Origin of the sequence: Kitasatospora sp. NPDC058115 (genome assembly GCF_042884635.1) — a bacterium.
Lineage (GTDB): Bacteria > Actinomycetota > Actinomycetes > Streptomycetales > Streptomycetaceae > Kitasatospora.
The window spans coordinates 71935-85892 of the sequence record NZ_JBHVTL010000001.1 but is presented as its reverse complement, the minus strand read 5'-3'; the positions used below and the strand labels follow the sequence as shown (position 1 = coordinate 85892).

The window sequence follows — 13958 nt, the reverse complement described above, 5'->3', positions numbered from 1 at the left end:
GCGCGGGCGGCGGCGGGCCGGTGATGATCCGTGGCATGACCGTCGACCGTGCCCTGCAGCCCTATCCCAAGATCCCGGCGCGCGGAGGCGTCGCGGCCTCCGGCGCCCGCGCCTGGGTCGCGGTGGAGAAGGTGCACGGCGCGCACTTCGCCGTGGTCTGCGACCGGTCGGGCGTGCGGCCCGCGAAACGGCGCGAACTGCTCGGCGACGACGGGCTCGACGACTTCTTCGGGGTCAGCCGGATCTGGCCGGCCCTGGCGGTGGCGGCGGCCCGCTTCGCCGCGGCGGTGCGCGAGGCCGCGGACCCCGCGGCGGTGGTGACCGTCTACGGCGAACTCGCCGGCGGCGGCTACCCGCACCCCGGGGTGGCCGCCGCCGACGGGGTCCAGCCGGTGCAGACCGGCGTCTGGTACGCCCCGGGCCTGCACTGGCTGCCGTTCGACGCCACCGTCGAGACTGCCGCCGGGCGCCGCTGGCTCGCCGACCGCACCCTGCGGGAGGCCGCGGCCGCCGCCGGGCTCGTCTGCGCGCCCGCCCTCGGGCACGGCGCCCTGACCGCCCTCCAGGAGCTGCCGGCCGCCTTCCCCACCAGGGTCCCGGCCCTGCTCGGCCTGCCCGCGCTGTCCGGCAACCTCGCCGAGGGCTACGTCCTCAAGCCGGCCGGCCCCTGGCCGCCCGAGGCCGGGCCGCGACCGCTGCGGAAGGTCAAGCAGCCCGCCTTCGCCGAGGACGAGCGCTACGACGGCGCCCGCCCCTACCTGCCGCCGCCGGACGGCGCGGCCGGCGTCCCCGCCTGGCTCCTGGTCCAGGCCGCCGCGCTGCTCACCCCGGCCCGCGCGGCCGCCGCCGTCAGCAAGCTCGGCCCCCGCACCCCGCCCGCCGCCGTCGCCGGGGAGATCACCCACGACGTCACCGACGAACTCGCCGAGGCCCTCGGCGGCCTCTCCGCCGGGACCCGCGAGGCCCTCCACCGCGCCCTCGCCCCGGCCGCCCGCACCCTGGCCCGGTTCGACGCGGACGACCGGAGCGGCGTCCGATCCCTTGCGGACGGGGGGAGTTGACGGGCCTCGGCGGCCCCCGTTAGTTTGCCTTTGCTTTCAAAGCAAACGATGGGGGTGTCCGCATGAGCGGGAACGAACGGATCATCAAGGAGTTCCGGGAGAACAACGGCCGGGTGGGAGGGGTGTTCGAGGGCGTCCCGCTGGTGCTCCTCACCACCGCGGGCCGCCGCACCGGCAGGCCGCACACCACCCCGGTGGTCCAGCTGCGCGACGGCGGCCGGTACGTGGTGTTCGCCTCCAACGGCGGCGGCCCGGAGCACCCCGACTGGTACCACAACCTGGTCGCCTCGCCGCAGGTCACCCTGGAGACCGGCACCGGGGAAGGGCATGTGAAGCCCCTCGCCACCCGCGCCGTCGTCCTGGAGGGCGAGGAGCGCGACCAGCTCTACGAGCGGCAGTGCCGGGTGAACCCGGCCTTCCGCGAGTACCGGGAGAAGACCACCCGGGTCATCCCGGTGGTCGCCCTGCACTCGCTGGACCTCTCCGCCGACGGTGAGCGCAACCGGATGATCGGCCGCCAGCTGATCGCCCACCACAACGAGCTGCGGGACCGGATCGCCGAGGTCCGCGCCGCCGTCGAGGCCGCCCTGAACGGCGGGCCCGCCGCCCGCCCGGCCCCCGACCTCACCCGGCAACTCCACCGCCGCTGCCTCGCGTTCTGCTACGGCCTGCAACTCCACCACACCCGCGAGGACGGCTCCTTCACCGCCTTCGAGCAGCACTTCCCGCACCTGGCACCGGCGATCACCCGGCTGCGCGAGGAACACGAGGTGGTCGAACGGGCCCTCGCCCGCCTGGAGCGGCTCCTCGCGGCGGAGCACGACGACCTCGCCGCACTCGCGGCAGAACTCGACCGCGTGACCGACGGCCTGGAGGAGCACTTCGCCTACGAGGAGGAACACCTGCTCCCGGCCCTCGACGTCCCCCACCCGTCCTGACCGACCCCTCCCCGGCCGGCCGCCGCGCACCCCCGGCGGGGGCCGGGACCGGGCACTGCCGGTTCGCCGCGCACGGCGGTGCGGCGGCCCCGTCCTCGCCGCGGGGCACCGGTGCGCCCGCTCCGGCGGCGCCGTCCGGCCGGGTGATGCGGGGCCGTTCCCGGACATCCGCGCCGTGGGACGCGGACGCGGCCGCCGTCCGCCCGGCAGCCTGGTGCCACGCCCGGAGCGGGGGACCGCCGGACCGCCGGGCCACCCGCCGCCCGACGAGCCCGTGGAGCGCCCCACCATGACCCTTCCCCAGCCCGCCGCCCGCCGTGAACTCGTGCTGCGCGAGGCCGTGCGCCACCGGCTGCTCGACCCGGAGGACGCGCTGCTCGCCGCCTTCGTCGACCTCGACGGCGTGGCCGCGAGCGTCGCCGACCTGCACTCCGCCTTCCCGTCCGGGGTCGAGGTGCTGCACACCTTCGCGGCCAAGGCGAACTGCCTGGTCCCGCTGCTGGCCCGGCTGCGCGGGCTGGGCCTGGGCTGCGAGGTGGCCAGCCCCGGCGAGTTCGCCCAGGCCCTCGCGGCCGGCTTCGACCCCGGGCGGATCGTCCTCGACTCGCCCGCCAAGACCCGCCGGGAGCTGGTCCGGGCCCTGGAGCTGGGCGCCGCCGTCAACATCGACAACTGGCAGGAGCTCGACCGGGTCGACAACCTGCTGCGGGCCGGTGCCTCCGCCTCCCGGATCGGCGTGCGGGTCAACCCGCAGGTCGGCGCCGGGCGGATCGGCGCGATGAGCACCGCCACCGCGACCTCCAAGTTCGGCATCACCCTGGCCGACGCGGGGAACGCGCAGCGGCTGGTGGAGGCGTTCCGCGCGCGTCCCTGGCTCACCTGGATCCATGTGCACGTCGGCTCGCAGGGCTGCCCGCTGGACCTCATGGCCGAGGGCGTCGCCCGGGCCGCGGCCTTCGCCGAGCGGGTCAACGCCGAGCCGGGCCGCCGCCGGGTGACGGGCATCGACCTCGGCGGCGGACTGCCCGTCAACTTCGCGGACGACACCACCGCGCCCGGCTTCGCCGACTACGTGGACCGGCTGCGCGCGCACGCCCCGGAGCTGTTCGACGGCCGGTACCGGCTGGCCACCGAGTTCGGCCGCTCGCTGCTCGCCAAGAACGGCTTCACCGCCGCGTACGTCGAGTACACCAAGGAGGCCGGGGGCCGCCGGATCGCCGTCACCCACGCGGGTGCCCAGGTCGCCACCCGCACGGTGTTCATGCCGGACGCCTGGCCGCTGCGGATCACCGCGCACCACCCCTCGGGCGCCGCCAAGGACGGGGCGCCGGTGGCCCAGGACGTCGCCGGGCCCTGCTGCTTCGCCGGTGACCTGCTGGCCAGGGGCCGGGAGCTGCCGCCGCTGGAGCCGGGCGACCTGGTCGCGCTGCTCGACACCGGCGCGTACTACGCGACGACCCACTTCCAGTACAACAGCCTGCCCGAGCCGGCCGTGCACGGGTTCACCGTGGACGCCGCCGGCGAGGTGCGCTTCGAGCCGCTGCGCCGGGCCCAGCGCGTCGAGGAGCTGCTGAGGCCGGTCGGCTGACCCGGCGTCGGGGGTGACGGGCCGGTGACGTTCTGTCAGAACGGCAGGCCGTGGGGGTTCCCGGGCGGTGCAGGGCGGGTATCACCCTGCCGCGACCGCGACCGCCGTTCCCGGCCGCGGCGCGACAGCCTCAGTTCGTCGAAGGAGGCCTCGTCATGCCCCGAACCCCCGACGCCGTCCGTCCCCCCGGCACCGTCCGTCCCCCCGCCGCACCCCAGGCCCAGGACGCGCGCACCGTGCGCCGTCTGCGGCTGGGGATCGGGCTGCTCGGCTCCCTGCTGCCGATCGTGCTGCCCGTCGGCAACAGCCTCACCTCCGCCCGGATCGCCCTGCTCAGCTCGATGAGCGCGTCCTACTACACCTCGATGCGCAACGTCTTCGTCGGCGGCCTCTGCGCCATCGGCGTCTTCCTGATCTGCTACCGCCACGACCGCCGGGAGGACCGGCTGAGCTCGGTGGCCGGGGTGCTGGCGATCGGGGTGGCCCTCTTCCCGACCGAGCCGCCCGACTCCGTCACGGCGCACCCCAGCGGCGCCCAGACGGCCGTCGGGACGGTTCACCTCGGTTTCGCTGCCGGGCTGTTCGGCGTGCTGGCCTACTTCTGCCTGCGGCTGTTCGCGGACTCGCCGGCCGAGGGCGGCCGGCGGCCGGCGCGTGACCTCGTCTACCTGGTCTGCGGCTGGGTGATCGTGGCGGCCGTCGGGGCGGTCGCGGTCGCCGGGGTGCTCCACCTGGCCCGGGACTGGCCGCTGACCGTGCCCTACCTGGGCGAGGCGGTCGCCGTGCTCGCCTTCGGCGTGGCCTGGCTGGTGAAGAGCGAGGCCCTCGCCGGTCCGGCCCCCCGCCCGGCCGGCCGGGCCGCCCCCGCCGGCCCCTGAGGGCCCCGGGGGCCCGGGCCCCCGGCCGGGGCCGGACCGCGGACCCGCGCCGATGGCAGGATGCTTGCGGCCGGTGTCGGACCGGCCGGGGCGCGCCGCGGCGCCCGCCGGCACCCGCGGGGAGCGGAGGAGGTCCGATGGGCCGCAGGAAGCACCAGGTGGCCGTGCTGGTCCTGGAGGGGGCGAAGCCGCTGGACGTGGGCATCCCCGCGCAGGTGTTCTCCAGCCGGCCGAGCATGCCCTACACGGTGCGGGTCTGCGGTCCGGCGCCCGGGCTGGTGACGGGCGGCGACGGTCTCTCCTACCACGTGGCCGAGGGCCTGGAGGCGGTCGAGCACGCCGACACCGTCTTCGTGCCCGGCTACCGCGACCCGGCCACCACCGAACCCCCGGCGGCCGTCGTCGAGGCGCTGGTGGCCGCCCACCGGCGGGGCGCCCGGCTGGCCGCGATCTCCACCGGGGCGTTCGCGCTGGCGGCCACCGGGCTGCTCGACGGCAGGCGGGCCACCACCCACTGGCACTACGCCAGGGTCCTGGCGGAGCGCCACCCGCGGATCCGGGTCGACGAGAACGTGCTGTTCGTCGACGAGGGCGCCGTGCTCACCTCGGCCGGCGCGGCCTCCGGCATCGACCTCTGCCTGCACCTGGTGCGGCGCGACCACGGGGTGGGCCTGTCCAACCACGTGGCGCGCCGGCTGGTGGCCGCGCCCTACCGCAGCGGCGGCCAGGCCCAGTACGTGCCGCGCAGCGTGCCCGAGCCGCTGGGCGACCTCTTCGCCGGCACCCGCGAGTGGGCGCTGGAGCACCTGGCCGAGCAGCTGACGCTGGAGGGGCTCGCCCGGCACGCCCGGGTCTCCGCGCGCACCTTCTCGCGCCGGTTCGTGGAGGACACCGGCTACACGCCGATGCAGTGGGTGCTGCGGGCCCGGGTGGACCTGGCGCGCGAGCTGCTGGAGCGCACCGACCTGGGGGTGGAGCAGATCGCCGACCGGGCCGGGCTGGGCACGGGGGCGAACCTGCGGCTGCACTTCCACCGCGTCCTCGGCACCTCGCCCACCGAGTACCGCCACACCTTCGCGGCCCGCGCCGAGGACTGACGCCGCCCTCCGGCCGGGCGTGGCGGGATCCTTGCGACCGTTGGCAGGGATGCTGGCGGGATCCTTGCGCACCATGTCGATCCAGCCCCTGTCCGGCGGCTTCGAACGGTCCGATGATTGAACCGTCACCGAACGAACGGACCGCCCGGAGCACCCGGACCGCCCGGCCCGACCCAGGGAGCCCTCATGACCCGCATCGCCATCAACGGCTTCGGCCGCATCGGCCGCAACAGCCTGCGCGCCCTGGTGGAGCGCGGCAGCGAACTGGAGGTGGTCGCCGTCAACGACCTCGCCCCCGTCGACTCGCTCGCCCACCTGCTCCGCTTCGACAGCTCGCTCGGCCGCTTCCGCCACCCGGTGCGGGTCGAGGGGGACGAGCTCGTCGTGGACGGCCGCCGGATCAAGGTGCTCGCCGAGCGCGACCCCGCGAACCTGCCCTGGGCGGAGCTCGGCGTCGACCTCGTCCTGGAGGCCACCGGCCGCTTCACCTCCGCCGAGGCCGCCCGCGCCCACCTCACGGCGGGTGCCCGGAAGGTGCTGGTGAGCGCCCCCTCCGACGGCGCCGACGTCACGCTGGCCTACGGCGTCAACACCGACGCCTACGACCCGGCCGAGCACGTGATCGTCTCGAACGCCTCCTGCACCACCAACGCGCTGGCCCCGCTCGCCTCCGTGCTGGACGCGCTGGCCGGCATCGAGCACGGCTTCATGACCACCGTGCACGCCTACACCCAGGAGCAGAACCTCCAGGACGGCCCGCACCGCGACCTGCGCCGCGCCCGCGCCGCCGGCGTCAACATCGTGCCGACCACCACCGGCGCCGCCAAGGCGATCGGCCTGGTCCTGCCGAACCTCGACGGCAAGCTCTCCGGCGACTCCATCCGGGTCCCGGTCCCGGTCGGCTCGATCGTCGAGCTGAACACCACCGTCGCCCGCGAGGTCACCCGCGAGCAGGTGCTCGCCGCCTACCGCGCCGCCGCCGACGGCCCGCTGAAGGGCATCCTCGACTACGCCGACGAGCCGCTGGTCTCCGGCGACATCACCGGCGAGCCCGCCTCGTCCATCTTCGACGCGGCCCTCACCCGGGTCGACGGCAAGCACGTCAAGGTGGTCGCCTGGTACGACAACGAGTGGGGCTTCTCCAACCGGGTCGTCGACACCCTGGAGCTGCTCTCCCGCGGCTGACGGGAGCCCGGGCCGCCGGGAACCGCTGCGGGGGTGTGACGCGGATGTTGCGCCCCGTGGCGATCCTCCGGCGGCCCTTGAGCGGCCCCGGCCGGTGTGTGACGGTGGACGGCACGCCCGGCCGTCCGCCCGCCGGGCGGGAACCGAGGAAAGAGGACGACCGGTGCCGTCGCACACGCAGCCCCTGCGCAAGCTGGGTTTCCTGACCATCGGGCTGTTCGACCCGGCCGACCCGGGCGCCGGCCACGAGTCGACGCTGCGGCTCGTCGAACTCGGCGAGCGGCTGGGCTTCGACAGCGCCTGGGTGCGCCACCGCCACCTCCAGCACGGCATCTCCTCCCCGGTCGCCGTGCTGGCGGCGGCCACCCAGCGCACCAGCCGGATCCGGCTGGGCACGGCGGTGATCCCGGTCGGCTGGGAGAACCCGCTGCGGCTGGCCGAGGACCTCGCCACCGTCGACCTGCTCTCCGGCGGCCGGCTCGACCCGGGTGTGAGCGTGGGCCGCCCCGGCCACTGGGAGCAGGTGTCCGGCGCGCTCTACCCGGACACCGCCGACGCCGAGGACTTCGGCTACCGGCGGGTGGACCGGCTGCTGGGCTTCCTGCGCGGCGACCCGGCCACCGACTTCAGCGGGGTCGAGGGCATCGAGGTGTACTCGGACAGGGTGCAGCCGGTCTCGCCGGGCCTGGCGGACCGCCTGCGCTACGGCGGCGGGAGCCTGCGCTCCGCCCGCTGGGCCGGTGAGCGCGGGCTCGGCCTGCTCACCAGCAACGTGGTGCGGGCGGAGGAGTCCGAGGACTTCGCCGAGATCCAGCGCTCGCACATCGCCGCCTTCCGCGAGCGCCACCCGCTGGGTGCGCGGGCCCGGGTCTCGCAGGGCCTGGTGGTGATCCCCACCGACAGCGCCACCGCCGAGCAGCGGGCGCGCTACCACGCCTACGTCGACGGCCGCACGGCGCGCACCACCGCCCCGCAGGGCCCGGCGCGGGTGATGTACGCCCGGGACCTGATCGGCAGCTCCGCCGAGATCGCCGAACAGCTGTACGCCCACGCCGGGTTCCGGGAGGTCGACGAGGTGGTCTTCGCGCTGCCGTTCACCTTCGGCCACGAGGACTACGTGCAGATCCTCACCGACATCGCCACGAACCTCGCCCCCGCCCTCGGCTGGAAGCCGGCCGAGGACGCCTGACCGGGGCCGGGGCCGGGGCCGTCACAGGCGCTCGGGCACCGGGTTGCCGACGGCCTCGATCGCCCGCCGCACCGGGACCTTCAGCAGCACGGCGAAGCCGACGACGAAGAACACCAGCAGCGAGACGATCGCCGACCGGTAGCTGCCGGTGACCTGGTAGGCCAGGCCGAAGACCAGCGGCCCCATCCAGCTGGTGCCGCGGTCGCTGACCTTGTAGACGCTGAAGTACTCGGCCTCCTTGCCGGGCGGGATCAGGTGGGAGAACAGCGAGCGGGACAGCGCCTGGCTGCCGCCGAGCACCAGGCCGATCATGCAGGCCAGGGCGTAGAACCAGGCCGGCTGGTGGGCCGGCATGACGTACCCGAGCGCGACGGTGACCACCCAGCCGAGCAGCGAGCCCAGGATGGTCCGCTTGGCGCCGTAGCGGTGGGCGATCCGGCCGAGCAGCAGCGCGCCGCCGATCGCCACCACCTGCACCAGCAGCACGGCGGTGACCAGCGAGGTCTGGTCCATGCCCAGTTCCTCGCTGCCGTAGAGGGAGGCCTGCGAGACGACGGTCTGGATGCCGTCGTTGTAGCAGAGGAAGGCGGCCAGGTAGAGCAGGGTGAGCGGGTGGCGCCGCATGCCGCGCAGGGTGCGGCCGAGTTCCCGCAGGCTGCCCGCGGCCGGCTCGCTGCGGACCTCGGCGGCGGCGCGACCGGGGAGCACCCCGGCCCGGGACGGCAGCCGGAGCATCGGCACGACGGTGAACAGCGCCCACCACAGGCCCGCCGAGGCCAGGCAGATCCGCACGGCGGTGCCCTCGGTGAGGCCGAAGGCGTCATGGCCCTGGAACAGCGCCAGGTTGGCGATCAGCAGCAGCCCGCCGCCGGCGTAGCCGTACGCCCAGCCCTTGGAGGACACCGCGTCGCGCTCGTCGGGCGCGGCCAGGCCCGGCAGGTAGGCGTAGGAGAGCGCGACCGACACCGCGTACGCGAGGTTGGCGACCACCAGCAGGGCGCCGCCGAGCAGGTAGCGGTCGCCGCCGAGGAAGAACATGCCCATGGTGGCGGTCGCGCCGAGGTAGGCGAAGCCGCCCATCAGCTCCTTGTGCCGCCCGGTGCGGTCGGCGACCGTCCCGGCCAGCAGCATCGCGCCGACCGAGAGCAGCACGGAGAAGGAGACCGTGTAGGGGAAGTAGGAGCCGGCCCGGATCGACAGGCCCAGGGGGTGGACGTTCCCGTCGGCGTCGGCGGCCGCCTTGGCGACCGAGGTCAGGTACGGCCCCAGGAACACCGTCAGGACGGTGGCGGAGAAGGCCGCGTTGGCCCAGTCGTTGACGTACCACCCGACCTGTATCCGGCGCAGTGCCCGGCGGTCGTCCTCGGTGGCGGTCGCCGGATGTTCCGGCCGGTCTGTCGTGGTGCTCATGCTGTTCCCATCCCCGTGCTGGAGCCGTCGCCGCCGGGGGTCCAGCAGCCGCGCTCGCGGAGGACGTCGCGCAGGACGTCGATGCGATCGGCCATGATGCCATCCACCCCCAGGTCGAGCAGCGAGCGGATGCGGGTGGCGTCGTCCACGGTCCAGACGTGGACCTGCAGGCCGAGGCGGTGCGCGGCGCGCACGAAGGCCCGGTCCACCACCCGGACGCCCCGGTGCCGTTCGGGCACCTGCGCGCAGAGGCCGGCCCACGGCGCCGTGCCGCCGCGCGCCAGCGGCCCGGCCAGCGAGCGCAGCCGCAGCCGGGCGACCTCGCGGGGGCCGAGCGAGGTGGCCAGCCGGGGCCCGGCGGCGGCGCGCACGGCGGCGAGCCGGGCGTCGGAGAAGCCGCCGACGCAGACCCGGTCCCAGGCCCCGGTCCGGCGGACCGCCTCGACCAGCGGCCCGACGGCCGGCGCCGCCTTGACGTCGATGTTGAACCGGGCGCCGGGGAACGCGTCGAGCAGGTCCTCCAGCAGCGGGACCGGTTCGGTGCCGCCGATCCGCGCCTGCCGGACGGTCCGCCAGGGCAGCTCGGCCACCACCCCGGTGCGGTCGGTGACCCGGTCGAGCCGGTGGTCGTGGAACGCCACCAGCACGCCGTCGGCGGTGGTGTGCACGTCCGTCTCCAGGTAGCGGTAGCCGAGCGCGACGGCGGCCTCGAAGGCGGCGAGCGAGTTCTCCGGGCGGCCGAGGTCGCCGCCCCGGTGGGCGAAGGCGAGCGGCCCCGGGTGGTCGAGGAAGGGGTGCATGCGGTGCTCCGTGCTCTGTGCTCCATGGGTGCTCCACGGGGTGCCCCGGGAGGTGCTCCGCGGCGCGTGACATTGTTACATCCGATGTCAAGATGTAACGCCCACGGGGCCGCGTGGCCGCCTATCATGCGGATGCGGAGGGGGCCGCCCGGCGTCCCTCCGCGTCCGTCGCTCACGCACCGCCCCAGAGAGGAGCCCCCCGAGTGGGTAGCACTGTCGAGACGCTGGAATTCCAGGCCGAGACGCGCCAGTTGCTCCGGTTGGTGATTCACTCGATCTACTCGAACAAGGACATCTTCCTGCGCGAGCTGATCTCGAACGCCTCCGACGCCCTGGACAAGCTGCGGCTGGAATCACTGATCGACTCCGGCCTCGACGCCGACACCTCCGACCTCCACATCACCCTGGAGGCCGACCCCGAGGCGCGGACGCTGACCGTCCGCGACAACGGGATCGGGATGAGCCGCGAGGACATCGTGGAGCTGATCGGCACCATCGCCAAGTCCGGCACGGCCGGACTGCTGGAGAAGATCAAGGAGACCGAGGACGCCGCCGCGGCGCAGAGCCTGATCGGGCAGTTCGGCGTCGGCTTCTACTCGGCGTTCATGGTCGCCGACCGGGTCACCCTGCACACCCGCCGGGCCGGTACCGAAGCCGGCACCCGGTGGGAGTCGGACGGCGAGGGCACCTACGAGATCCAGGCCGTCGACGGCCTTCCCGTGGGCACCTCGGTCACCCTGCACCTCAAGCCCGCCGACGGCGAGGACGGCCTGGCCGACTACCTGGCCGACCGGAAGATCCGCCAGATCGTCAAGCAGTACTCGGACTTCATCCGCTGGCCGATCCGGATGGCGAGCGAGCACACCGACGCCGACGGCACCACCACCCGGCAGGTCGACACCCTCAACTCGATGAAGGCGCTGTGGGCCCGGCCGCGAAGCGAGGTCACCGAGGCCGAGTACACCGAGTTCTACCAGCAGATCAGTCACGACTGGCTCGCCCCGGCCGAGACCGTCCACATGCGCGCCGAGGGCACCTTCGAGTACGAGGCGCTGCTGTTCATCCCCTCCCAGGCGCCGTTCGACCTGTTCTCCCGCGACGCCAAGCGCGGCGTGCAGCTGTACGTCAAGCGGGTGTTCATCATGGACGACTGCGAAGCGCTGATGCCCGACTACCTGCGCTTCGTCAAGGGCGTCGTGGACGCCCACGACCTGTCGCTGAACATCTCCCGGGAGATCCTCCAGCAGGACCGCCAGATCCGCGGGGTGCGCCGGCGCCTGGTGAAGAAGGTCCTCGGCGCGCTCAAGGACATCCAGGCCAAGGACACCGAGCGCTACCTGAAGCTGTGGGACCAGTTCGGCCGGGTGCTGAAGGAGGGCCTGCTGGAGGACGCCGACAGCACCGCGTCCCTGCTGGAGCTGGTCTCGGCGGCCTCCACCCACGACGCGGAGCGCCCCACCACCCTGCGCGAGTACGTCGGGCGGATGAAGGACGGCCAGGAGGCCGTCTACTACCTGACCGGCGAGGACCGCGCCACGGTGGAGAACTCCCCGCACATGGAGGCCTTCGCCGCCAAGGGGTACGAGGTGCTGATCCTCACCGACCCGGTCGACGAGGTCTGGGTCGAGCGGGTGCCCGACTTCGACGGCCACCGGCTGCAGTCCATCGCCAAGGGGCAGGTCGACCTCGACGGCCCGGACGGCGGCGACGAGGAGGCCGGGGCCGAGAAGGCCAAGCGGGAGCAGGAGTTCGCCGCGCTGCTGCCGTGGCTGACGCAGGCCCTGTCCGGGCAGGTCAAGGAGGTCCGGCTCTCCTCGCGGCTGACCACCTCGGCGGCCTGCGTGGTCGGCGACGCCCAGGACATGACGCCGACCCTGGAGAAGATGTACCGCGCGATGGGGCAGCAGGTGCCCCCGGTCAAGCGGATCCTGGAGCTCAACCCCGCCCACCCGCTGATCACCGGGCTGCGCGCGGCGCACGAGGCCGACCCCGCGAACCCGGCCCTGGCGGAGATCGCCGAGCTGGTCCACGGCGGCGCGCTGCTGGCCGAGGGCGGTGACCTGCCCGACCCGGCGCGCTTCACCCGGCTGCTCACCGAGCGGCTGGCCCGCGGCCTCTGACCGCACCCGCCCCGCGACCCCGGCCGCCGTTCCGCGGCCGGGGTCGTCGCGTTCCCGTGCCATTCATTTCAGTTTATTCATTGCCGGGGCGCTACCCCGCGAGACCCGGTGCGCATCTCTTGACGCGGGCCGCTCACGTTCACCACCCTTGGTGCTGGCCGAGCTGAGGTGACTGGGAGTCAAACTCCTATTCATCTCAGCTCATGGCCGACTCTGTTGACCGCCCGTCATGGAAGGAGATGTCCGTCATGAAGAAGATCGTCGTCCGCAAGACCGGCCCGGTCCGTCTGACCAGCACGGCTCGCGCGCTGTACCTGCCGTGGGACTGCATCGTGACCCAGCAGCTCTGATCCCGGCTCCGGGCACGGGGGAACGCGGTGCCGGCCGGGTGCGTCCCGGCCGGCACCGCTCCGCCCCGCCCGGATCCCGTCCGTCCGCCGCCCACCTCCCACAGGAGGACCCGTGTACTCCTCCGTCGACAGCGGCTCCGACGCCCCGGGCCTCGACCTGGACCGCCCGCTGCCGCTGCGCCGGCTCGTCTACCTGGAGGAGGGCGACGAGGTCACCATCGGCAGCCCCGAGAACGACACCTACGCCGTCTTCCCGGCCGACGGCGCCGAACTGGTCCGGCTGCTCGCCGACGGCGCCACACCCCGCGAGGCCGCCGAGCGCTACCGGCAGGCGCACGGCGAGAGCGTCGACATCGCCGACCTGGTCGAGGTGCTCGCCGACCTCGACCTGCTCCGCCCCGCCGGCGAGGCCGCCGGGGTGCCGGCCGCCGCGACCGCGCCGGTGCGCTGGCAGCGGCTGGGCCGGGCGGTCTTCAGCCGGCCCGCGCTGATCGGCTACGCACTCCTCGCCGCCCTCGCCGCGGCCGAGATGATCCGGGTGCCCGCCCTGGTCCCGAGCATGGACAACCTGTTCTTCAGCCCCTCCTACACCCTGGTCGTGCTGCTGCTGTTCTTCGGCCAGGCGCCGCTGCTCGCCCTCCACGAGGCCTTCCACGCGCTGGCCGGCCGACGGCTCGGGCTCCGCTCGAAGCTCTCGATCGGCCGCCGCCTGGTCTACCTGGTGCTGGAGACCTCGCTCGACGGACTGGTCAGCGTGCCGCGCCGCAAGCGCTACCTGCCCATCCTGGCCGGCATGCTGGCCGACGTCCTGGCGATCGCCGTGCTCACCCTGACCGCCGACCTCCTGCGCGGGATCGACGCGGGCGCCGCCCGGCTCTGCCTCGCGATCGCCTACGCCACCGTGCTGCGGCTCGCCTGGCAGGCCTTCTTCTACCTGCGCACCGACCTCTACGTCCTGCTCTGCACCGCGCTGGGCTGCGTCGACCTGCACGCCGCCGCGAGCGACGTCCTGCGCAACGCCGCACGGAGGTTCACCGGACGCCCGCCGGTGGACCTGTCGGTGCACCACCCGGTCGACCGGCGGGTCGCACGCTGGTACGCCTGGCTGATGGTGACCGGCTACGCCTTCACGCTCACCATGTTCGCCGGCGTCGTCGTACCGACCGCCTACCGGCTGCTGCGCGACATGTGGCTGCGGCTGACCGGCGAGGCGTCCGTGGCCGGACGGCTCGACTCGCTGCTGCTGATGCTGCTGAGCCTCGCCCAGACCGGCGTCGTCGTGGTCATCGCCCTGCGCGAGCGGCGTGCCGCCCGCGCGCTCTGACACCGCGTTCCCCCTGAT

11 protein-coding genes are annotated in these 13958 nt (G+C 74.3%); 9 read left to right on the top strand and 2 right to left on the bottom strand.

What is annotated here, in order from left to right:
- Nucleotides 1-35 precede the first annotated feature (35 nt).
- The 7 genes from ACFVVL_RS00325 (at nt 36) to ACFVVL_RS00295 (ending at nt 7936) form a co-directional block, all read left to right on the top strand.
- On the top strand, nt 36-1061 hold the full coding sequence (locus ACFVVL_RS00325; protein WP_387670157.1) for an RNA ligase family protein: 1026 nt from the start codon (nt 36-38) through the stop codon (nt 1059-1061).
- A 62-nt stretch (nt 1062-1123) separates the two neighbouring features.
- The gene (locus ACFVVL_RS00320) at nt 1124-1999 is read left to right on the top strand and encodes a nitroreductase/quinone reductase family protein (RefSeq protein ID WP_387670155.1); all 876 of its coding nucleotides are present in this window, start codon (nt 1124-1126) and stop codon (nt 1997-1999) included.
- Between the two features lie 289 nt (nt 2000-2288).
- Entirely contained in the window at nt 2289-3587 is a 1299-nt protein-coding gene (locus ACFVVL_RS00315) for a diaminopimelate decarboxylase (RefSeq protein ID WP_387670153.1), read from the top strand.
- A 155-nt stretch (nt 3588-3742) separates the two neighbouring features.
- Nucleotides 3743-4465, top strand: coding sequence for a DUF998 domain-containing protein (locus ACFVVL_RS00310; protein ID WP_387670151.1), 723 nt, complete (start codon nt 3743-3745; stop codon nt 4463-4465).
- 137 nt (nt 4466-4602) lie between these two features.
- Nucleotides 4603-5562: a GlxA family transcriptional regulator gene (locus ACFVVL_RS00305; protein ID WP_387670149.1), complete on the top strand. Its 960-nt coding sequence runs from the start codon at nt 4603-4605 to the stop codon at nt 5560-5562.
- Between the two features lie 186 nt (nt 5563-5748).
- A complete protein-coding gene (gene gap / locus ACFVVL_RS00300; protein ID WP_387670147.1) occupies nt 5749-6747 on the top strand; it encodes a type I glyceraldehyde-3-phosphate dehydrogenase in 999 nt (332 codons plus the stop codon).
- 163 nt (nt 6748-6910) lie between these two features.
- Complete coding sequence (locus ACFVVL_RS00295) at nt 6911-7936, top strand: LLM class flavin-dependent oxidoreductase (RefSeq protein WP_387670145.1); 1026 nt, start codon at nt 6911-6913, stop codon at nt 7934-7936.
- 21 nt (nt 7937-7957) lie between these two features.
- Here ACFVVL_RS00295 and ACFVVL_RS00290 read toward each other — a convergent pair whose 3' ends face one another.
- On the bottom strand, nt 7958-9346 hold the full coding sequence (locus ACFVVL_RS00290; protein WP_387670143.1) for an MFS transporter: 1389 nt from the start codon (nt 9344-9346) through the stop codon (nt 7958-7960).
- The gene (locus tag ACFVVL_RS00285) at nt 9343-10146 is read right to left on the bottom strand and encodes a glycerophosphodiester phosphodiesterase (protein WP_380293427.1); all 804 of its coding nucleotides are present in this window, start codon (nt 10144-10146) and stop codon (nt 9343-9345) included. Before ACFVVL_RS00285 ends, ACFVVL_RS00290 begins: the two co-directional genes overlap by 4 nt.
- Nucleotides 10147-10349: 203 nt before the next feature.
- Between ACFVVL_RS00285 and htpG the strand changes: the two genes are divergently transcribed.
- Both htpG and ACFVVL_RS00275 read left to right on the top strand, forming a co-directional pair.
- Nucleotides 10350-12266 carry a molecular chaperone HtpG gene (htpG, locus tag ACFVVL_RS00280; protein WP_387670141.1) on the top strand — a complete coding sequence of 639 codons (1917 nt, stop codon included), beginning with the start codon at nt 10350-10352 and terminating at the stop codon, nt 12264-12266.
- Between the two features lie 462 nt (nt 12267-12728).
- Nucleotides 12729-13940, top strand: coding sequence for a hypothetical protein (locus ACFVVL_RS00275; RefSeq protein ID WP_380293431.1), 1212 nt, complete (start codon nt 12729-12731; stop codon nt 13938-13940).
- Nucleotides 13941-13958 lie beyond the last annotated feature (18 nt).